The following is a 21,657-nucleotide window of genomic DNA, read 5'->3' as shown; positions in this document are numbered from 1 at the left end:
CCATGCAGCACTCTCCGCGGGAGACAACGGAGCATCATTGCGGCGGCCCCATCGGGCTTTGGCGCCGAGCGGCCATCCTCGCGCATCCAGCCGACCGCATTCTCGGCCACAACCTGTTCGACGACGCGTTACCAAACTGCGGCGACGTCGGTTGGCGACAACAAGCGGGAATGAGACCGCAGCCATCATGTGCGAAATCGGCCTTCGCCTTTGCCGGATCAACCGCCGACCAATGATCCCATTACGCTGCTGGGACGATATTGACGTATCTTCCTTTGCTATTGACACACCTCCTTCGCGGTACCCACGGTATGCGCCCATCCGTCATTTTGCTGTCTTTCCGATCCACCCTCTTTTCACCACCGTCGCGTCGGAGACGACACGCGCTACGTCGCCGCGACCGAGATTGCCGCGCAGCCGCCTTCGATTGCTACTGCCACGGACTGGAATAATCGCGGCAAAACGCACGGCGGTCTGGATGGCGCTTGCCGCGACGCCCGCCTCCTGCAATGCCTCTCGTGTGCATCGAGGCAAGCGCAGCAACCGTTGATGGCGGACACTGCCAGCTTTCACAATTCAAAATCGGTCTTTTCAACTCCGGGATTCCCGATGACCTTCATGCGTAGCCGCGTCGGCATCGTGGGTATTCGTTATTCGAGACAAGGTGCACGAACCGATAGTAGACGTTGTTCATAGCTGTTACGGCAGCTGCTGCCTTTGCTGCGGCTACTGCTGTCGAAGTCAGTTTTTCAACCGCAAGCGCTTCGAACGCTGCCATCACATGCGGTTTTCGTGTCGCGATCGCGCAGGCGAGGAACAGACCGTATCGGGTCTGCTCAGCAAGCGTCTCGTCGGAAACCACCACCATGGACGAGAAATTGAACCTCACGTCCCTGGCGAAGTCCGGAATCAGATCCTTGAGCTCGTCGATCGACATCGGTGCTTCACGCTACTTTTAGCGTTTCGCCGCCGACCTCGCGGTTGCATGGGCACAGTTCGTCGGTCTGCAGTGCATCGAGCACACGCAGCGTATCCTTCGGCACGCGGCCGACATTGAGGTTGGTCGCATAGACGTGCTGGATCGTGTTGTCGGGATCGACGATGAAGGTGTAGCGATAGGCGACGCCGTCGGGCGAGCGCACGCCGAGGCCGTCGACCACGATGGCAGCTTGCTTCAATTCCGAGCAGGGTCGTACCCTTCTTAATGAGGCGGAGAGCGATTCACATGCAATCTCCGCGTCCGTGAAGAAGGGCGGCGGATTGTCCTTCAAAGCAAGCATCACTCTCCAACAAACGCTGTCGACAATTCGCGCAGCATTTCACCGACTTTGCCCCAGCGACCACGGAATTTCGGCGTCTGCCCTTCTTTGAGCAACTTTTAATGCATCCTTATCCTTTCGGCGCGATGATCTTCGTTTCATTCGCATGCTCCGATCAGAGAATTTGCCGTTGGTCCGCAGCGAGTGCCTCTCCTTGAGTTCCCGAGTCTCGCCGTTGATGTCTCGAGAGGCTCGAAGTTCAGGTGACCCAGTGCAGACAATATCCTGAATGTGCCGCACCGAATCTCTTTAAAAACGCCTCGGTGCGGGAGCCGTTTGTCAGAGCGACTACCGTTTTGAGAGCGACTCCTTCATCGCTCCCGGAGCCCAGTCGGCCTCAATGCCACAGGCACGAGATGCTTTTCCGACCCCACCAAGCATGCCCGGCGACAAAGATCGGCGCGGGCATCAGCGCTCTTTTGCAAATCGGCCGGCGTCTATCACACGACTAGCCTCGCAGTCGGCCTCCAACGCTTGAGTGATTGTGCATCACAGCGTTTCAATAGAGAGATCAGCATAGACGACAGCATGACAATCGATGCTCACCATCGGACCGCCATTCGATCGGAACGGCTTAAACTCCGAGTGAGGGCCGGAAACGATGCATCGCATCCCCGGCGTTGCGATTTTCCTCGTGCGGCAGTTCGATTTGCAATGGCTTTGGACCACCAGCCCACTGGAGGTCTGTCACGCAGTCTTTCTCTGTTCGAGTCCGACCCGTCACAGCTAATGCTCGCGCGACAGCCGGACAAAGGTGCGCAAAGCGCCATGCTAACCCGCATCCCAAGCGGTTGGAGATTCCTTCGCCAGCTCGTCCATTACCTGCTTTGTCGCTTTGTACGCCAGCTCAACAATCTCATCGATCTCAGATTCGCATACTACGAGAGGCGGAGCAAAGCCAAGAATGTCTCCGTGCGGCATTGCTCGTGCAATAAGTCCCCGATCACGGGCAGCCTTCGAGATGCGGGCACCTACCTTGAGCTGCGGATCAAATCGTCGCTTTGTTTGACGATCCGCAACGAACTCAATCGCGCCAAGTAAGCCCACTCCTCGCACTTCTCCAACGATTTCTAGCTGCGAAAACTGATCCTTCAGTCGCTTTTGAAAGTGCGAACCGACGATCCTGGCACGGTCGCTTAGTCGCTCCTTCTCAACGATATCGAGAACTGCGTTGGCAGCAGCGGCGGCAATCGGATGCCCGGAATAGGTATATCCATGCGAAAATGCTCCGACTCGATCCGCCGCATCCTCCATTACCGAGTAGACCTTCTCGCTAACGATGGCTCCGGAGAGCGGCACATAACCGGATGTCAGACCCTTGGCGACTGTCACCAGGTCGGGCTCGATCCCGTATAGACTGCTACCAAAGTCAGCACCGGTTCGACCGAATCCACAAATCACTTCGTCGACGATCAAAAGAATGTCGTAGCGACTAAGCACAGCCTGAATTTCAGGCCAGTAGCCGGCAGGAGGCGGTGTGATACCGCCCGTACCCAGCACCGGCTCAGCAATAAAGGCACCAACCGTTTCCGGCCCCTCTCGCACGATCAGCTCTTCAAGTTCGACTGCACGCCGACGAGAAAAGGATTCTTCCGTCTCACCCGACTCTGCACCCCAATAGTGGTGTGGCGCGCCCGTATGCAAAATGCCCGGAAAGGGAAGATCCATGTGATCATGGTAGAACGACATACCAGTCATCGAACCGGAAATTACCGAGCAACCGTGATAGCCGCGCTCCCGCGAGATGATCTTTTTCTTCTTGGGCTGACCACGGAGATTGTTGTAATACCAAACGAGCTTGGCTTGAGTTTCGTTGGCATCTGATCCGGACAAGCCGTAAAAGACTTTGCTTGCCTTGCCCGGCGCCATTCGCACGAGACGGTCAGACAAGGTGGCCAGCTCTTCGGTCGTATGAGCCGCATATGTGTGGTAGTATGCAAGCTTGTAGGCCTGCCGCGCGATGGCCTCAGCGACTTCGGTGCGGCCATATCCAATATTTACGCAATAGAGGCCAGCAAACCCATCAATGTAGCTATGCCCCTGCGCATCTTCGATGCGAATGCCCTTTCCGCCGACAACAATCGTCGGATCACCAGTCTTACCAGTGGCGAATTCCTTGAGCTGAGTGAATGGGTGCAGAACGCTCGAGCGATCTCGTTCAGCGATGGTTTTGATGTCATTCATAACGTTTCTCCTAAGCCGCCAGATCGCCGAAGCAGACGTATTTCAGTTCCATGTATTCAGCCAAGCCGTGTCGTGAGCCTTCGCGACCGAGCCCGGACTGCTTCCATCCGCCGAACGGAATAGGAGGGCCTGTGAGTGAAGCCGTATTGATACCAAGCATGCCACACTCGATCTGCTCGGAAAGTCGGAGCGCTCGACGTAGACTGTCCGTGTAGACGTATCCGGCAAGCCCCATTTCGTTAGCATTAGCTCGGGCGATGACCTCTTCTTCGGAATCGAACGGCAAGACTGCAGCTACGGGCCCAAATGTTTCGTCACGCGCGATAAGCATCTCTTCAGTGACATCGCTGAGCAACGTCGGAAGAACGAAGTTAGGACCCAGGCTTTCGTCTCGCTTCGCGGAAATGACCCGCGCCCCCTTTGCCGCAGCATCCTCAATTTGCGTTCTGCACTTGTTGGCCACCGACAGCTTCGTCATTGGCCCGATATCTGTCGCAGGCTCCAGGCCATGGCCAACCTTCAGTTGGGCTACTGCCGCAGCAAAGGCCTCAACGAAGACACCATAGATGCTCCTTTGCACATAGATGCGGTTCGCCGCCAGGCAATCTTGACCCGATGTAGCGAACTTTGCGGCCATTGCCCCTTTGACAGCCTTGTCGAGATCGACGTCATCGAAGACGAGAAAGGGGGCATGCCCGCCCAGCTCGAGCGACACCTTCTTTACGGTCTGAGCCGCCCCTTCCAGAAGAAGACGGCCAACTTGGGTAGAACCCGTGAATGATAGAGCGCGTATTCTTGGGTCGCACAACAGAGGCGCCGAAAGCTCGATCGGATCGCCGACGAGCACTTGAAATACACCGCGCGGAATCCCGGCCTCTTCAGCCAACCTGGCCACCGCTAGAGCAGAAAGCGGGGTCTCCCGAGCTGGTTTCACAATGATCGGACAACCGGCAGCAAGAGCGGCGCCAGCCTTTCGCGTAATCATGGCGACAGGAAAATTCCACGGAGTGATCGCCGCCGCCAAGCCGATCGGCTGCATTCGCACCTGAAGCAGACTTCCAAGCTTGTGACTGGGGATCGTCTCTCCGTACGCACGTTCGCCCTCGGCGGCGAACCACTCGAGAAATCCAGCACCGTAAGCAATTTCGTGCCGTGCCTCAGCGAGTGGCTTTCCCTGCTCGCTCGTCACCAGGATGGCGAGCTCCTCCGAATGGTCGAGCATCATTGACGCCCAGGACCGTAGGATCTCCCCTCGCTTTGCCGGCAATAGTTCGCGCCAGGCGACGAAAGACCGCTGTGCCGCCGCGATCGCCAGATTCATGTCCGGCGCACTGCAACGAGCAACGTCCGCGATCTCTTCCCCAGTAGCCGGGTCGACCACAGCGTCTCGTTGATCGCCCGCAATCCAGTGACCGTCGATAAGCGCGGCTCCCGCAACAAAGTCGGAACGCCGCAGACTTTGCAGGTGCCTCGCAGCAAGCGCGATCAAATGCGGACTTTTGTGCCGAACAGTTTCAAAGGCCATTTCAAGGTGTCACGCGGTATTTGAGTTGCCTATGCATTCAGCATAGTGCCGTCGCGAACATCTTTGCGTCGCATTTCCCCGCCGCTCGGCCGATTTCCTGCATTGCGCGACGTTTCGCAGCGAAATTCACCTTGGCCCGGAGGCCGTTGCGCAATCCGACACGGTCCCATCTCGGAGAAGCCCTTACTGCAAGCGCAGCGACTCACCTCTCCATATCCACATAAGTGTGGCGATATGGCTCGATGGGCCGGCGCCGGTCCATGCACGCGCTGACCGCATCGCAGATTTAATCTCGACGCTATCCGGCTGGCGTGGTGACGATGGCCCGGCTACAGCCACCAGCGTCCGCAATCTTGGCTTCGGCACTGCCGAGACCGGCTTTGCACCAGCTATCTAAGCGGTGCCCTCAGAACTACCGGCTCAAAACTGCGCTGCACTCGCCGTATCGTTTTCGGCGGGCTCTGCGTGACCTCGGTACCGCGGTCTCGTCGCATGCCGCACCATGTCGGCAGGATGATCGAAACACGCGTGAAACGACAGCCCCGGCTAGGCTTCCGGCCAACGGAGGCGCGCCACAACGTGCAGACGCGAGTTAAATGAGCCAAGCCGCTGAGCGGGGCCGGAAGCCACGATCGGCTTCGCACGGAATGCCCCGGTCACACCGCATTAATTTGCGCCAGCGTAGACAAATGGCTCCACCGCCGCGACCGCTAGATTCATATCCGGGGTATCGCAACGGGGGACCTTCGTGGTGTCTTCTATAGACGAATCAACCACAATGTCTCTTTGTTCGCGGCTATTCTTCGATGAGCACGGCACCAGTGTGAGGCTCGCGAGAACGCAAAGTTTGCAGGTGCGCCCTGGCAAGAGTGATCAGATGGGCTTTTGCGCCGAAGGTCTTGAAAGACCATTGCCAATCTCAGGCCGCTCCCGTTGAAAATTGCCCATGCGTTCAGAATACTGCTATTGTAAACGCATTTACGTCCCGTTTTCGCATCGCTCTGACGATTTCCTGCATTGCGCGAGCGTTTGAGGGCGAAATTCACCTGAGGGGCTGGAGCCAACCTATGCAATACGACCGAATAGATGCCCGCATCCTCGAGATCGTACAAAAGAATAACCGCCTGACGTCCGAGACAATCGGCGAAATGGCCGGCCTTTCTGCTACCGCGTGTCAACGACGCCTGAAAAGACTCCGCTCGGAAGGCATTATCGAGGCTGATGTCTCGATCGTCTCGCCGAGGGCGGTAGGAAGGCCAATTCAGATGCTTGTGCTAGTGACTTTGGAACGCGAGCGCTCAGACATAATCGACAAGTTCAAGAAGGCCATCAGATCGTCAGATGACGTGGTGAATGGATTCTACGTTACCGGCGACGCTGACTTTGTCCTGTATGTCACGGCACGCACCATGGAAGATTATGAGCGGTTCACTAGGCGATTCTTTTATGAGAACTCGGATATCAAGGGCTTCAAGACGATGGTCATAATGGACCGAGTCAAAGCGGGCTTTGCCATTCCAATTGATGCTCCTTCCGAAGCTTGACGCGGGGGGCACCCCGCGGATCGGTGTGTTCGCGCGTCTTTTCTTCGGTGGCCTGCACAGAACGCAAAAAATCCGCGCAACGGATCCCTTACTTTGTCACCACTTCGGCTGAGGAGATTTCCTTTCAGATGGGTATTCCAAAACGACTACGCCCCGTGAATATCGCGTTGGGCTCACTCCGAGCTCTTTGTCGCGCTCGCGTACTGAGCCTGGCGCGGCAGCGCGCACAGGTCACAGAGGCTTTCAGTTCCACGCATAGCGTGTCGTAACTCCGCAAGCAGAGATAGAGATCAAGAATGGGCAAAACCCGCCGCGAGGTCGATCGTTTGGGAGAAGTAGAGGTCCCGAGTGAGGCCTACTACGGCTCTCAGACTGTGCGAGCGATCAGAAATTTTGCGATCTCGGGGATTCCAGTCAGTCATCTTTCGCAGCTTGTCCACGCACTTGCTGTGGTAAAAAAGGCAGCCGTACTGGCAAACGCCAAGCTTGGCGATATTTCAGCCAGCAAAGCTAGCGCGATTGCCGCCGCTTGCGATGACATAGCTGCTGGCGACCTGACCGGTGAATTTCCCATCGATGTTTTTCAAGGTGGTGCTCGAACGTCCACGAACATGAACATTAATGAAGTGATTGCAAACAGGGCGCTCGAGCACCTGGGATTTTCTCGTGGAGCGCTACGACGTTGTTCACCCGATGTCAACCTTTCCCAGTCGACGAACGACGTCTATTCAACTGCCATCCGACTTGCCATTCTGTTGGCACACCGCTCGTTAGACCGGGAGCTCCGTCAGCTTGCTGATGAGCTGGAGCAAAGGAGGCGGAGTTCGCCAACGTCCCAAAATTAGGCCGCACACAGTTGCAGGACGCGGTTCCAATGACTCTCGGCCAAGAATTTGGCGCCTTCGCGACGACAGTGCGGGAGGACGTGGTCCGGCTGGAAGAGCTCGTCTCCCTCTTCAGGGAAATGAATCTCGGCGGCACAGCTATTGGTACCGGAATCAACACAAAGCCGGATTACGCTGGGATCGTTGTTGAGGAACTCTCCACACTTACTCAGCTCCCCTTCCTCGCAGCTAACAATCTGATCGAGGCATGCTGGGACACGGGATCATTCGTTTTGTTCTCCGGCATGTTAAAGCGCACCGCGATAAAGCTCTCCAAGATCTCGAATGATCTGAGGCTGCTCTCAAGCGGACCGCGGGGGGGGGGGCCTTGCCGAAATCAATCTACCGGCCGTTCAGCCGGGCTCTTCTATAATGCCGGGCAAAGTTAATCCGGTGATCCCCGAAGTGGTAAATCAAGTCGCCTTCCAAGTAATGGGTGCGGACTTGACCATATCGTTGGCCGCCGAAGCGGGTCAGCTCCAACTTAACGTCATGGAGCCGGTGATTGCTTACAGTATACTGCAATCTATTGCTCTTCTCACTAACGCCGCCCGAGCGCTTCGCGAAAATTGTATTGTCGGGATAACAGCCAATGTGGAGCGATGCCGCGAGCATCTGGAGGCAAGCACGGCTATCGTAACGGCTCTAACCCCGCTGATCGGATACGAGCGTGCGTCCGATGTTGCGAAGGCAACGCTAAAGAGCGGTCAGATGATTTGGGAAATTCTCCATTCCAGAGCTGCACCTTGCACCCGAGTTGCTCAAAAGGTTGCGTGATCCAACCATTCTGACGAAACCATGGAAAGCGCCGGAACTCGACATTTCAGGAGGTTCATCTGAGGTTCAAGTGACGAAATAGAATCTGGGAACAGGCGACCATGGCCTTCGTACAGTGTTCGCCGGTCAGGGCCAGCAAGTTTGCAGTCCAGACGGTGACCGAGCAGGACATCTCCATCCTACCGCGGCGAGCTCGTCCCGGACGCGGGACATCATCGCGTCCGATCCGAACATGGGCACTGCTTTGTCGACGAAGTCGATAAGCCCACGGGGTGGCTTGGCGCCCACCCTCAGAGGACGAGAGGCGGACTCTCGCACGCGAGGTTACAAGCACCGCTTGCCATGGATACCTCAGGGCGTCAGGCGCCCCCATAATGCTTTCGCGCTGGAACCGCCCAAATCAGATAGGGTTGCAAAGGCACTTGCCCAGTTGCTAACGGCCAAGTCTGCGCGACCATCACTGATCTGGTCGAAAATGAAACCATCGCAGGCTAGGCAGGAACTGCTATGACTGAGACGCCCAAGCTCCAGACGTTCAGTGTCGACGGCATCACCGCGCCGCTGCGCTCCGCCACCTTCCGGCGCATTTGGCTGGCAAGTATTCTATCCAATCTCGGTATCCTGATCCAGGGCGTCAGTGCGGCCTGGGCTATGACGGAGATGACGTCGTCGGCTGATATGGTCGCGCTGGTACAGACCGCCTTGTCGCTGCCCGTGATGCTGATCGCCATGCCGGCCGGGGCCATTGCCGACATGTATGACCGTCGTATCATATCGCTGGTCGCGCTCTCGATTGCGCTTTGCGGCGCCACCGCGCTCACTGCGCTCGATTGGTCGGGTCTTGCCACGCCGAATCTGTTGCTAGTGCTTTGCTTTGTGGTCGGCAGCGGCATGGCATTGATGGGGCCGGCCTGGCAATCCTCTGTCAGCGAGCAGGTGCAGGCCGAATCGTTGGCGGCAGCGGTGGCGCTCAACGGCATCAGCTACAATATCGCCCGCAGCTTCGGTCCCGCGATCGGCGGCATTGTGGTTGCGAGCGCAGGCGCAGCCGCAGCCTTTGCGCTCAACGCGATTCTTTATCTGCCGCTGATGGTGGCGCTGTTCTTGTGGAAGCGTGTGGCCGAGCCGTCACGGCTGCCGCGCGAACAACTGAACCGCGCCATCATCTCCGGCGTGCGCTACATCACCAATTCGCCATCCATCAAAATCGTGCTAACCCGCACCCTGGCAACCGCCGTGATCGGCGGTGCGATCCCGGCGCTAATGCCGCTGGTCGCCCGTGACCTACTTCATGGCGGGGCGCAAACTTACGGCCTCATGCTCGGCGCCCTCGGACTTGGCTCAGTAATCGGAGCGCTCAACATCGGAGAGGTGCGTAAGCGCATGAGCGGCGAGGCCGCGGTACGCGCTTGCACTCTGTCGATGGGCGGCGCGATCGCCGCGGTCGCGTTCAGCCGCGAGCCGATTCTGACTGCCGCAGCACTGGTCTTGGCGGGCGCCGTGTGGACGATAACGTGGACGTTGTTCAATATTGGCGTGCAGCTCTCCGCACCGCGCTGGATCGCGGGCCGATCGCTTGCGGCCTGGCAAACTGCGTTCTCCGGCGGTGTTGCGATCGGTAGCTGGGTCTGGGGCCGCCTCACCGATGCCGCCGGCGTGGAAAACGCACTGCTGATCTCCGCAGCGCTGATGATGATATCGCCGCTGCTTGGGCTCTGGCTGTGCATGCCGTCCATCGGCGCGCACGGCGAGGATGCCGAGCCGCCGGCCGATCCTGAGGTGCAACTTCCGCTTACCGATCGTAGCGGGCCCCTGATGGTCGAGATCGAATATCGCGTCGCGCCGGAGAATGCGCGCGCCTTCCACAGCGTGATGCAGAATGTGCAGCTGTACCGGCAGCGAAACGGGGCCTATGGTTGGTCGATTGCCCGCGATATCTCCCATCCTGAGCTGTGGATGGAACGCTATCACTGTCCAACATGGCTCGATTATTTGCGCCAGCGCAACCGCTGGACACAGTTGGAGCGCGCGCTGGATCGTCAAGCGGCGGGTTTTCACATCGGCCCAGAGCCCGTGCGTATCCGCCGCATGCTGGAGCGCCCGTTCGGATCTGTGCGCTGGAGGGAAGACGTGCCCGATCGAGGCGCAACAGACATCCTGCCTTTTGATTCCGAGCGCGGCGAGTTGCACTAAGGCCTGTTTACAGTCAGCGGCTTGCGAGGCAGCTCGCGATGAGATTGAGAAGGCCGGCAAAGCTGGTATCGGTCTTTTCGTAGCGAGTTGCGATGCGCCGGAATGCCTTGAGGGAACAGAAGAAGTTCTCGACCAGATGGCGCCATTTGTACATTTCGGCGTCATGCGGGATACGGCCGGCGCGATCGGCTTTGGACGGAATGACCGCAGCAGCACCGCGTTCATCGAGGTTGGCGCGCAGCCAGTTGTTGTCGAAAGCCTTGTCGCCGATCAGCGCCGCAAAATCGAGGCCGGTGATCAAAGGTTCGATGCCGATGCTGTCGTGACGCTGGCCGGGTAACAGCACGAAGCGAATGAGATTGCCAAGGGCGTCGACCAAGGCCATGATTTTGGTGGTCAAGCCGCCACGCGAGCGACCTATGGCCTGATTTTGAGTCCCCCTTTTGCGCCGGTGCCATGTTGGTGGACCCGGACCAGCGTGCCATCGATGAGGACATATTCGAAATCTGGATCCTCGCAGAGCGCCTTGAAGACCCGCTCCCAGACTCCCTTCTGCGCCCAGCGCCAGAAGCGCGTGTAGACGGTGAACCACTTGCCGAACGCTTCCGGCAAATCGCGCCACGGCGAGCCGGTGCGCGCAATCCAAAGAACCGCTTCGATAAAGAGCCGGTTGTTGCGCCCTGTGCCGCCAGGATCACCGGCTTTGCCCGACAGCTCCGGCGCGATCCGCTTCCACTGGCTGTCGCTTAACATCAATCGAATCAAGGCTGATCTTCATTTTCAGCCTTGAATCAATCTTCGACCGATCTGGGAATCCCCCGACTGTAAACAGGCCTTAATAGTGGTCGACTAACGGGCAAGAGATCTGATGTTTCCGGTTGAAGCGTAACTCGCTCATGCACGCTGTCGCAGAGGAAACACCACATTGCGCCACCGAGGCGGTCACTTGCCACCTGATTGATGTGCGACCACGAATGCTTTTGGCTGATGAGATGCGGCTGATAGGTGAGATGCGGCTGGTAGGCGCGGACCTGTTCGAAACTCAGCCGGTATCTGGGACGCAGGCCAAATGTCGGCTAAACTTTGCGATTGCATGGATACGGGACGGCGGCAGATTGCCTACGGTCATATCCGGTGATGTGCTACCGAAGAGGGCCCATCGTAGCCATCTGGGTCTTCTGTTTGAGAGGGGGTGGTGCGAAGATCTACATTCTCTCAGACAGTACACCTCAGTTCAGCAGGCATGCCTCTACGCCCGCGCTGCGGGTTCTTCCACAATACGAAGGCAACGAAGCGCATCAGGCGTGTAGGTCAGATTCGTCTGCGCTGCGCATAGGTCAAGCGACCGCCCCGCTCAGACCACCCTTCTCGACCGTCTCAGAATCATCCTACCCAAGCGCATGCTCTCAAACGCGAGCAGGCTACTAAGCTATTGATTCGGTTATGTGGGCTGTCAATTCTGCACAAGTCGGGCTTCGATCATTCGTTATCCGGACGGTATTGGTTCAGGAAGTCCGGGCGGCGAGATCAACGCTTCAATGTCCCTCGAAAGCGGGCGTTCGCTTCTCCACGAACGCGCGCACGCCCTCTCTATGGTCGAGAGTCTGTTCGGTCCTGATAACGTTCTCGGCCTCATAGTCCAACGACTCCAAGAATGTGGAGATCGCCGCGTGGTCCAAATTGTCCTTCATGAGGGCGAACGCGATAGAGGGCCCCCCTGCGAGCGAGGCCGCGAGCGCGCAGGCGGTTTCGCGCAAATCCGCATCAGGCACGACGCGGTTGACGAGGCCGATCGCTTCTGCGCGCTGCGCCTCAATGCGTTCGGACAGGAACATCAGTTCGCGCGCGCGGGAGAATCCTGCCAGTCGCGTCAGAAGCCATGCGATTCCGTAATCGCCGGACAATCCGATGCGCGCATATGCAGTGGTCAGAATGGCTGATCGTGCTGCAATGCGGATGTCGCAGGCAAGCGCGAGCGCAAGGCCTGCGCCCGCTGCCGGACCCGGGATAGCAGCAACGGTCGGCTTTCTCACCGCGACCAGTGCACCGGTCAGCGTTCGCTGTTTGACGCGCAAGTTGGCGACCCGCTCTTCGAAAGTCACCTCGGTCTTCGCCAAACTCTGGCCCATGCTTTTTGTATCGCCGCCCGCGCAGAAGGCGGTTCCCGCGCCGGTGATAAGGATCGAACCAACTTGCGGATCGTCACCAAAGCGTTTGATCAACTTGTGCAATGCCTGGGTCAGGCGGTTGGAAAATGCGTTCCGCGCCTCCGGTCGATTGAGCGTGACAATGGCAACGCGGTCGCGGATTTCCGCCAACAACTGACCTGTTCCTGAATCAATTTCTAGTCGCTCGGACATGCTTGTTGCTCCACGTGCTCGCCATCGAGGGTACCGAGCTTGGGCAGCTCTGCAGCGTGTATTCAATCAGCTGGCCGACGCGCGCTTCGCGGTTCATCGCCCTGGTTCGCTGAGGGTCAGAGCGCCGCTCGACGCGGTGACTACAGCGACATTTCGAGACCCTTTGGCCGATCGAAAGCCGATCGTCCATTCGGTGTGTTCTGGACGATGCCAACTCTGTCACGGCACGCACTCCCTTCAGTTATCCGTCGCTTCTCGCTACTGTCATGACAGCGCTTGTCCCGGCCATTCGCGTTCCTTTTCGGCCAGACGCGGATGCCCGGCACCCGCTTTCCAAGGTTTCGCCAGGGGTTCTAAGGGCGCTCCCGCTGAAGGCCTAGACGATCGTTGGGTGGCTATTCCTTCGTCACGAACACCAGATCACACCAGAGCGCCGCTCTCACTGACCCGACGGAGGTGATAGTCGCCATCGCCAAACGTGTTCTCGATCATGGTCAACCGCTTGAAATAGTGACCGATTTTGGCCTCCATAGTCATGCCAATGCCGCCATGGAGTTGGATCGACTGCTGGCCGATGAATTTTCCGCTCCTCCCGATCTGCACTTTTGCCGCAGCGACCGCTTTCGCTCGCTCCGCGGCATTATCAAAATCAGCGGCCATGGTGGCGAACATCGACATCGAGCGCGCCTGCTCAAGCGCCACAAACATGTCGGCGGCGCGGTGCTGCAGGCTCTGAAAGGAGCCGATCGGCACACCGAACTGTTTTCGCGTCTTCATGTACTCGACCGACATCTTTAGCGATTCGTCCATCAGACCAACGGCTTCCGCGCAGAGTGCGGTGCGGGCGTCGTCGACCACGCGCTCGATCAATGGCAACGCGTTCCCGGGATCACCTATTGGAGAATCGCCGCCTACCTCGACGCCGGTGAACTGGATGTCGGCCGCATGCAGGCCATCTTGGGTCGGATAGCCCCTTTTTGAGATACCTTGCGCCTCGGCGGGCACCAGGAATACGCCAATCCCGCTTGTGTCGCGCTGGGTGCCTTTCGTCCGCGCGGTGACAATCAGCGCGTCCGCGCTCTCGCCGTTGATGACGACGAACTTTTCGCCATCGATGATCCATCCGTTGCTGTTCTTCTTCGCTGAGGTAGTGACGTCGTTCAGATCATAACGCGAGTTTTTCTCAATCTGGGCGAACGCAAAGGTGTTGCTGCCGTCGATGATCGACGGAATATGCGCGACCTTCTGCGCCACTGAGCCGCCATGGCGCAGGAAGCCGCCGCCGATCACGACGGTCGGCAAATAAGGTTCCAGCACCAACGCGCGTCCCAAGAGCTCCATCACGATCAAGGTCTCGACAGCTCCGCCACCAAAGCCGCCGTCGATTTCTGCAAACGGTAGACCGAGCAGGCCTTGCTCGGCGAGGCGACTCCAGATTGCCGTGCTCCAACCGCCCTTCTGCTTCATGTATTTCTTGCGCTGCTCGAAATCGTAGGCCTCGGTCAACAGTCCGTCGACGCTTTCCTTCAGCAGCCGCTGCTCCTCGGATAAATCGAACTCCATTTTCTACAGCTTCCCTGACACAAATCTGGTTTGCCCCCTTGACCGCGTCCACTTACAGGAGAGGCAGAGGAGTTAGAGTCCCAGCACAGTCTTTGCAATGATGTTGCGCTGGATTTCATCGGAGCCGCCGTAGATCGAAACCTTACGGTTGTTGAAGTAGCTCGGCGCGATCTGCGCGGTCCAGTCCATCGTTTGGTGCGACGACTCGGGATGCTCGTCATAGGGCAGGGCGAACGGCCCGATCACTTCCATCAAGAGTTCAGTCGTGGTTTGCTGGATCTGCGAGCCCTTGATCTTGAGCATGGAGGAAGCCGGATTGGGCTTTCCCTTGCCGTGCTTGCCTTCATCGGCGACGACGCGAAGCTGCGTAAGCTCGAGCGCCTTCAGCTCGATCTCGCAGGCGGCAAGCTTCTCCCGGAACGCGAGGTCCTCGGTCACCGGTCGGCCGCAACACTCGACTCTCGAGGCCAGCTCCTTGATACGGCGGATGCGCTCCTTGGAAACACCAACGCGCGCAATGCCGGTGCGCTCATTGCCGAGCAGGAACTTTGCGTAGTCCCAGCCCTTGTTCTCCTCGCCGACGAGATTTTCCACGGGCACCTCGACGTCGTCGAAGAACACCTCATTGATCTCATGGCCGCCATCGATTGTCTGGATCGGGCGCACCGTAATGCCCTTGCTCCTCAAGTCGATCAGGATGAAGGAGATGCCGGTCTGCTTTTTGGCGGCCGGATCGGTGCGGCAGAGGCAGAAGATCATGTCGGCATATTGGGCCAACGTGGTCCAGGTCTTCTGGCCATTGATGATCCACTTGTCGCCCTTGCGCTCGGCTTTTGTCTTCAACGACGCCAGGTCCGAACCAGAGCCCGGCTCGGAGAAACCCTGGCACCACCAGTCATCGACATTGGCGATACGCGGCAGGTAGTACTTCTTTTGCGCCTCATTGCCGAAGGTGTAGATGACCGGGCCGACCATGCTCACGCCGAAGGCGAGTGGCGTCGGCGCGGGATACATCTGCAGCTCCTCCTTGAAAATGTAGTGCTGCACCGCGCTCCAGTCTGTGCCGCCGTATTCCTTCGGCCAGTGGCTGACGCCCCAACCCTTCACGTCGAGGATACGCCACCAAGTGATCATTTCCATCTTCGAGACATGGCGGCCTTCGACCAGCTTGCGCCGCATCTCTGGCGGCACTTCGTCGCGCAGGAACTGTCGCACTTCTTCTCGGAACGCTTGTTCTTCTTTTGTGAATACAAGATCCATCGAATTTTCCTAACGAATTTCACTAGCGAATCGAGATTGTCAGCCCGGAAGACGCGAGAAATCCGTGACTCGAACAGCCGAGCCTCACTCTCAATGGCCGTCAATCCGAGTGGCGACAACCTTGGGCCACCTGAGACGCGTATCGGCAGGAGCTAGAGAGAGAGAGAGAGAGAGGCAAAGGATGGGTCAAACTCTCCAGCGTCCTTTCCGTGGTGATGCGAAGCATCAAGCCGCCTTGGCCTGCGAACCAGTAGGATGTCACGACCGATCGACCAGGGCCGCTAACGTCTTCTGGGAAGATCGACTTCTCGATGCCATCCTTGCCGTAAAACGTGATTTGTCTCACTGAAGGCATGTTGCCCTCCGTCAACCGATTTTCAAAAATTGCATCGCGGGTCCTGTACTCTCGTTTCCTCCTCGAAACGGCCCCCGGCTTAGCCGAGCGATAGCGTCCCTCGTCTTGCGCGTCTGCTAGATGCATTCAGTCGTCTCCTCACTTAGCGTGCCGCGTCTCACTAGCAACGGCCGTGCCACCGGCACTAAGCACACTAAGCTTCTGATTCGCTTGAAAAGAGTTGTCACACCGCAGTGTTTAGAAGCTGACAGCCGCTGTAGTGATGTCAAAACCGGCCAAAGATTAGACGCCGCTTGCGCCCAAGGCCGTAGTTTGCATCGATTGTTGCGGCAGCCGGCGGAGCGGAATTTTGCCAGCCTCATTGACAACACTTGTCGGCTCGATGCGACGAGATCTCGATAGACAATACCGGTAACCAAGCCGCTCGGAACGCCAATAAGCCGCCCGAGGTGGTGAGATCGCCATAGGGCACATCATCCTCAAGCAGACGTTCGAGGTCAGCACGAGAGCTTACCGGCATCATTTTAAGCCTCCACCTTTGTCCTACCATCCACGTCGGGCTGATGAAGCCGATGTCGCGATTCCGACAAAGCATCGATCGTTTCGGCCACCTCGCTGTGGAGGAGAACGCCATTGTTCGGACCAATGCGCCAGACCTCATGCTGCGCGGCTATCCGACACGGGACGGTCTGCGCGGTCGAGGGCACACTCGAAAATGTGCGAGCAGGCGTTCGCAGGACTGTGCCTTAAACCCGTCGGCTGCTTCGCTGAGATGCAAGCCATCACACTGGATCTTCTGTAGATGCGCATGCAGTTCGGCTCGGTTATCGGCTCATCGCTGATTGGCTGGCCTACAAAGGCTCGTAGTTGACGCCTGGGTCGTTTTCTTCCAACTAGATGCCCAGTTCCAGCGACCAGCATCGGGCGGTCGACATATTCGGCGAACTGGAGTAGTCGCCATGGGAATGTACGCCACGACGATGCCAGGCGAAAGCGATGACCGAGCGCGAGCCGGCGATCTCGGTGGCGAAAGCCCAGATCGGCCGCTCGGCGAGAGGCGATCGACCAGCAGTCGATCCGCCGCCATGGTGGCATCGGCATGACGATAGAATACCACATCGACCAATATTTCAAACGCGTGACCATGATCGACGCTCTTCTTGGGGCATGCTCGTCATCATCTCCGGCGGTTAGCCTCATCAGACAAGAAGCCATTAAAATAACAAAGCCAAGGAGCGCAACATGAGGAAAGTGGTCAAGTTCGACCGTCATGAAGTGATCGCCGTCGTGACGGTCAACAATCCACCTGTGAACGCGCTGAGCGCGGCGGTTGAAGACTGTATTCTTGAGTGCATCAACGCCGCAATCGCCGACTCCAAGGTAAATGGTGTCATCCTGACCTGCGCGGGCCGCACCTTCATTGCCGGCGCAGACATTAGTGAATTTGGCAAGCGGTCGAAGCCGTCGGCGTGGGACGACCTTCTGGCAACGATGGAGAACTCGCCGAAGCCTATCGTCGCCGCGATCCACGGAACCGCTCTTGGCGGCGGCCTCGAACTGGCGCTGGCCTGTCATTTCCGAGTCGCGATCAAGGACGCCAAGCTCGGCCTCCCGGAGGTGAAGTTGGGCCTCTTGCCTGGCGGCGGTGGCACGCAGCGCCTGCCACGCGCGGTTGGGCCTGAGCTTGCAGTGAGGATGATCGTCGGCGGTGATCCGATTTCAGCGACCGAAGCCTTGAAACTTGGCCTGATTGACGAGATCGTTGAAGCCACGAGGGCTGGCGGTGAAGCCTTCATACGAAAAGTGCTGGCCGAGAAACGGCCGTTGCGAAAGCTCCGCGACGACGATTCAAAGCTCGCTGCGGCGAAGGCGGATCGCTCGATTATTACTAATGCGGTTGCTTCCATGACAAGGCGGGCGCGCGGTTTGGAAGCGCCGTTCGTTGCAGCTGACGCGGTCGGGTTCGCCATTGACTTGCCGTTCGAGGAAGGATTGAAGAAGGAACGCGAGTTATTTCGGAACCTAGTCCAGAGCGACCAGTCCAAGGCGCAGCGCTATGCATTCTTTGCCGAGCGCGCAGCAAACAAAATCGCAGACGTCCCCAAGGGAGCACGCCCGCGCAACGTCGAGCGTGTGGCCATGATTGGGGCCGGCACTATGGGAGGCGGCATCGCGATGTCCTTCGCCAATGCCGGCATTCCTGTGACTCTGATCGATACCACCGAGGAGCAGCTCAAGCGCAGCATGGGCGTGATGCAGAAGAACTGGGAAGCGACCGCTGCTCGCGGCGGTATGCCAGCGAATGCGCCCGCCAAGTGCATGAAACTGATCAACGGCATGGTAGGCATCCAGAACGCTAAGGACGCCGACCTGGTCATCGAAGCGGTGTTCGAGACCATGACGGTGAAGAAGGAAGTGTTTCGACAGCTCGATGGATTCGCAAAACCCGGCGCGGTGCTCGCCTCCAACACTTCATATTTGAACATCGACGAGATCGCCAAAGAGACAAGGCGTCCGCAGGACGTCTTGGGGATGCACTTTTTCTCACCGGCTAATGTGATGAAGTTGTGCGAGATTGTGCGCGGCCCGCGAACCGCACCGGACGCGCTGGTGACCGCGGTATCGATCTCGCGCAGGATCGCCAAAGTGCCGGTGGTCGTCGGCCTCTGCCATGGATTCGTCAGCAACCGCATGTGGGACCAGAGCGACAAGCAGAGGCAAAAGTTGCTGCTCGAGGGAGCGCTGCCGCGGCAGATCGATAAGGTCGCAACGAAATTTGGCATGCCAATGGGACCTTTCGTGATGAGCGATATGGCCGGCATGGATGTCGGCTGGAGTTCACGCAAGGATCAAGGCATCAGGTTGGAGATTGCGGATGCGCTGTGCGAAGCAGGCCGCTTTGGCCAGAAGACCGGCAAGGGCTGGTACAAATATGAAGCCGGTTCGCGAATGCCGATACCCGACCCGGAGGTAGAAAGGCTGATAGACGAGATCTTGACGCGACTCGGCCACAGGCGCCGCGCCGTGAGCGACGAGGAGATCCTCGAGCGGATGATGTATCCGATGATAAACGAGGGCGCGCGGATCTTGGAGGAAGGTATCGTGGACCGACCGGGCGATATCGACGTGGTCTGGCTTTATGGCTATGGTTGGCCGATCTATCGTGGCGGCCCGATGTATTGGGCCGACCAGGTCGGGCCGAAGCATATCGCCGACCGCCTCGCGTTCTACGCCAAGGAAACTGAAGATCCGTCGCTCGAGCCAGCCCCACTGCTCAAGCGGTTGATAGCCCAAGGCAACGGCTTTGCCTCGCTCGCGTTGGCCGCGAGAGTAGCGTGAGGGCCAAGACACACGACACGTCATATCGACAATATGACTAGTAAATGGCCATTGGAAACAGAGTACGGCAAGGGATGGCCGAGGCCAACAGGCCTGCATAGTCGGTGCCTACGAGCATCCCACGCGACAGCGCCAGTCGTGTAACTTCATGCGGAATGTGCAGCCGACGCTTATGGACGCCGGACTGGCGCAATGCGCTGCACCGGGGACAGGTGGCAGGACTGGTTGCGGTCGCCAGGTGGAGGATCAAGAGACGCGCGCCGTGCTGTTCTTAGGTGCCCCGGAGCACCTGCGATCTTCGCCTCGCAAGCGAGTCCTGCAAGATCACGATGGCTTTTTCCGAGGCCGGCTTCTCCAAAGACTACAGTCGGGGGCTATCTTCTCACTCAATTCATGGAAAGCGCCAAGGCGCGAGCTTACCTGCTATGGCCGATGCTCACCGCAGGCGAAGCGCTTGCGCTCGGCGTTGTGAACAGAGCCGCGACGGATGCCGCGGTCGATGCTGTCGCATCGCGAGCTAGCCATGTCGCGAGTACAATAGGCTTCGGTCGCGCTCTGCTGTATCAGATGCAACATCAACAATGCCAGAGGCATCGGTCGCTCGAGGACTGCTTTGAGGACGACGCGATCACCATACGTGCGTATGAACCGCCGATCACACGGAGGCGGCGAAAGCCTTTATCGGGAAGCGCTAGACGGGGGCTTCAGCGGCATTGAGTGGTGGACGGCGGTCGCGACCGATCTACTTGTGGCCGCCCGTGGAGAAGGTGGGCCTGAGCCCGTGATTGACCTTGGAATCTCGCGTGGCGTTGTAGCCAACGTCAGCCTTTGTCGAGGAGAATGCGCTCAAACGCGTCGCGGAAATGATGCTTTATTCCCGGAAAATGGTTGCAAACGTATGCTCCTCGTAGGAGCTGCTGGGCAGCGTCTGGAATGGCGACGGACAGCCGCCGGCTCGCGTGCGCCAGTGTAGTGGCGACCAAAACGTTGACACCGATCTGTGAACCACGTTGGCATTGCACGATGACAAGAATGTAGTGGTCTGTTCCTCATCTCTTATATAAGTCGTTTCGACGATCATCACCAATCACCGCATCATCAGCATCGAAGCTCTTCCAGAAGTCAGGGTCCTTACGTCCGCCAGCGTTACCCAGCCTCAACGGTCATGCGCCATGTCCGATTCCGCACGGTCGTGCCAGATGCAGGGTTGGAGCCGCCCCTTCGACCAAACAGATTTCCCCCTATTTACGTATCACCCTCCCAACGTGCTGGTCACCCATAGATGCGGTCCAGAACTTCCCGGCGAGTTGGCACTCGAGACACAGTTCCTCGATATCTCAACTTCTTGCATTATTTTTACGAGATCGATTGTGGACGACGATCGTGCAATCCGTGCGCGGCCGAATGTCGCGAGAGGCGCTTGTGTGAGGTGAGACCTCAACGTGGCTCACGCACCGAGCCTTCCTGGCCGACAGACGCCACCAGCGTGCCGTCGGGTTTGAAGATCTGGCCGCGCGTAAGGCCACGCCCGCCGTGCGCGCTCGGGGAATCCTCCGTGTAGAGCAGCCAGTCGTCGACTCGGAACGGGCGGTGGAACCACATTGCGTGGTCGAGGCTCGCCGATATCATGCGCTCGTCGAACACGGTGCGGCCATAGCGCGCCATCACTGCATCGAGCAGCGGCAAATCCGAGGCATAGGCCAGCGCACACATATGCAGCGCTGGATCATTTGGCAGCTTCGCGGCGGTTTTGATCCAGATATGGACGCGACCGTCGTCGATCTTGTGACCGACGTAACGGCCGATCTCGACCGGGCGCAATTCAATCGGGCGATCGGGTTCATAATAGCGACGGATGCCTTCCGGTAGCTCGCGAAACATTGGCTGCTTAGATAATTCCTGGGCGGAGAGCCTTTCCGGCGGCGGCACATTGGGCATCTTGTCCTGATGGTCAAAGGAGCCGTGCTCCCCGGCATGAAACGAAACCATCATCGAGAAGATCGTGTTGCCATGCTGAATCGCGGTGACACTCCGTGTCGAATAGCTCTTGCCGTCGCGCAGCCGTTCGACTTGGTAAATGATCGGCACCTGCGGGTCGCCGGTTTGGATGAAATAGGCATGCAGTGAATGCGGCAGCCGACCTTCTACCGTGCGTGACGCCGCTACCATCGCCTGCCCGATCACCTGGCCGCCGAACACCCGTTTCAAGCTGGAGTTCGGGTTGTTGCCGCGAAAGAGGTTCACCTCGATCGGTTCGAGGTCGAGGATAGCGAGCAAGTTGATCAAGCTTTTGGACATTGATGTTCTTTCGTTCTGCGTCATTCCGGAGCATGGCACATGCCATGAATCCAAAA

10 protein-coding genes and 3 pseudogenes are annotated in these 21,657 nt (G+C 58.3%); 4 read left to right on the top strand and 9 right to left on the bottom strand.

Annotated elements, in window-relative coordinates:
* Nucleotides 1-386 precede the first annotated feature (386 nt).
* From ACVMIH_RS37030 to ACVMIH_RS37015, 4 genes and pseudogenes are all read right to left on the bottom strand, one after another.
* A pseudogene (locus tag ACVMIH_RS37030) lies at nucleotides 387-937 on the bottom strand (carboxymuconolactone decarboxylase family protein).
* A gap of 7 nt (nucleotides 938-944) precedes the next feature.
* Nucleotides 945-1,160 (bottom strand): annotated as a pseudogene (locus ACVMIH_RS37025) (peroxiredoxin); the annotation flags it as partial.
* A 930-nt stretch (nucleotides 1,161-2,090) separates the two neighbouring features.
* Entirely contained in the window at nucleotides 2,091-3,503 is a 1,413-nt protein-coding gene (locus ACVMIH_RS37020; protein ID WP_456865276.1) for an aminotransferase, read from the bottom strand.
* 10 nt (nucleotides 3,504-3,513) lie between these two features.
* Nucleotides 3,514-4,992, bottom strand: a complete 1,479-nt coding sequence (locus tag ACVMIH_RS37015; protein ID WP_456866634.1) for an NAD-dependent succinate-semialdehyde dehydrogenase — start codon at nucleotides 4,990-4,992, stop codon at nucleotides 3,514-3,516.
* Nucleotides 4,993-6,095: 1,103 nt separating this feature from the next.
* On the opposite strand from ACVMIH_RS37015, the gene ACVMIH_RS37010 reads away from it, so the two are divergent.
* From ACVMIH_RS37010 to ACVMIH_RS37000, 3 genes and pseudogenes are all read left to right on the top strand, one after another.
* Nucleotides 6,096-6,572: an Lrp/AsnC family transcriptional regulator gene (locus tag ACVMIH_RS37010; protein WP_456865274.1), complete on the top strand. Its 477-nt coding sequence runs from the start codon at nucleotides 6,096-6,098 to the stop codon at nucleotides 6,570-6,572.
* Between the two features lie 296 nt (nucleotides 6,573-6,868).
* A pseudogene (locus ACVMIH_RS37005) lies at nucleotides 6,869-8,315 on the top strand (aspartate ammonia-lyase).
* A 425-nt stretch (nucleotides 8,316-8,740) separates the two neighbouring features.
* Nucleotides 8,741-10,426: an MFS transporter gene (locus tag ACVMIH_RS37000; protein ID WP_456865271.1), complete on the top strand. Its 1,686-nt coding sequence runs from the start codon at nucleotides 8,741-8,743 to the stop codon at nucleotides 10,424-10,426.
* 13 nt (nucleotides 10,427-10,439) lie between these two features.
* Here the strand turns inward: ACVMIH_RS37000 and ACVMIH_RS36995 are convergent.
* From ACVMIH_RS36995 to pimC, 4 genes are all read right to left on the bottom strand, one after another.
* A protein-coding gene (locus tag ACVMIH_RS36995; RefSeq protein ID WP_456865268.1) for an IS5 family transposase occupies nucleotides 10,440-11,191 on the bottom strand; the annotation gives its coding sequence in 2 pieces (ribosomal slippage) (nucleotides 10,440-10,861 and nucleotides 10,861-11,191; 753 coding nt in all).
* 770 nt (nucleotides 11,192-11,961) lie between these two features.
* Nucleotides 11,962-12,786, bottom strand: a complete 825-nt coding sequence (locus ACVMIH_RS36990) for an enoyl-CoA hydratase-related protein (RefSeq protein WP_456865265.1) — start codon at nucleotides 12,784-12,786, stop codon at nucleotides 11,962-11,964.
* Nucleotides 12,787-13,206: 420 nt separating this feature from the next.
* Nucleotides 13,207-14,349: a pimeloyl-CoA dehydrogenase small subunit gene (gene pimD / locus ACVMIH_RS36985; protein ID WP_456865262.1), complete on the bottom strand. Its 1,143-nt coding sequence runs from the start codon at nucleotides 14,347-14,349 to the stop codon at nucleotides 13,207-13,209.
* A gap of 72 nt (nucleotides 14,350-14,421) precedes the next feature.
* Nucleotides 14,422-15,609, bottom strand: coding sequence for a pimeloyl-CoA dehydrogenase large subunit (gene pimC / locus ACVMIH_RS36980; RefSeq protein ID WP_456865259.1), 1,188 nt, complete (start codon nucleotides 15,607-15,609; stop codon nucleotides 14,422-14,424).
* 1,597 nt (nucleotides 15,610-17,206) lie between these two features.
* Here pimC and ACVMIH_RS36975 point away from each other — a divergent pair.
* A complete protein-coding gene (locus tag ACVMIH_RS36975) occupies nucleotides 17,207-19,303 on the top strand; it encodes a 3-hydroxyacyl-CoA dehydrogenase NAD-binding domain-containing protein (RefSeq protein WP_456865256.1) in 2,097 nt (698 codons plus the stop codon).
* Nucleotides 19,304-20,740: 1,437 nt separating this feature from the next.
* Here ACVMIH_RS36975 and tesB read toward each other — a convergent pair.
* Nucleotides 20,741-21,601, bottom strand: a complete 861-nt coding sequence (gene tesB / locus ACVMIH_RS36970; RefSeq protein WP_456865254.1) for an acyl-CoA thioesterase II — start codon at nucleotides 21,599-21,601, stop codon at nucleotides 20,741-20,743.
* Between the last annotated feature and the right edge of the window lie 56 nt (nucleotides 21,602-21,657).

The organism is Bradyrhizobium sp. USDA 4503, from assembly GCF_054055815.1.
The sequence above is the reverse complement of the archived record's forward strand: the minus strand, read 5'-3'. Positions and strand labels throughout refer to the sequence as shown.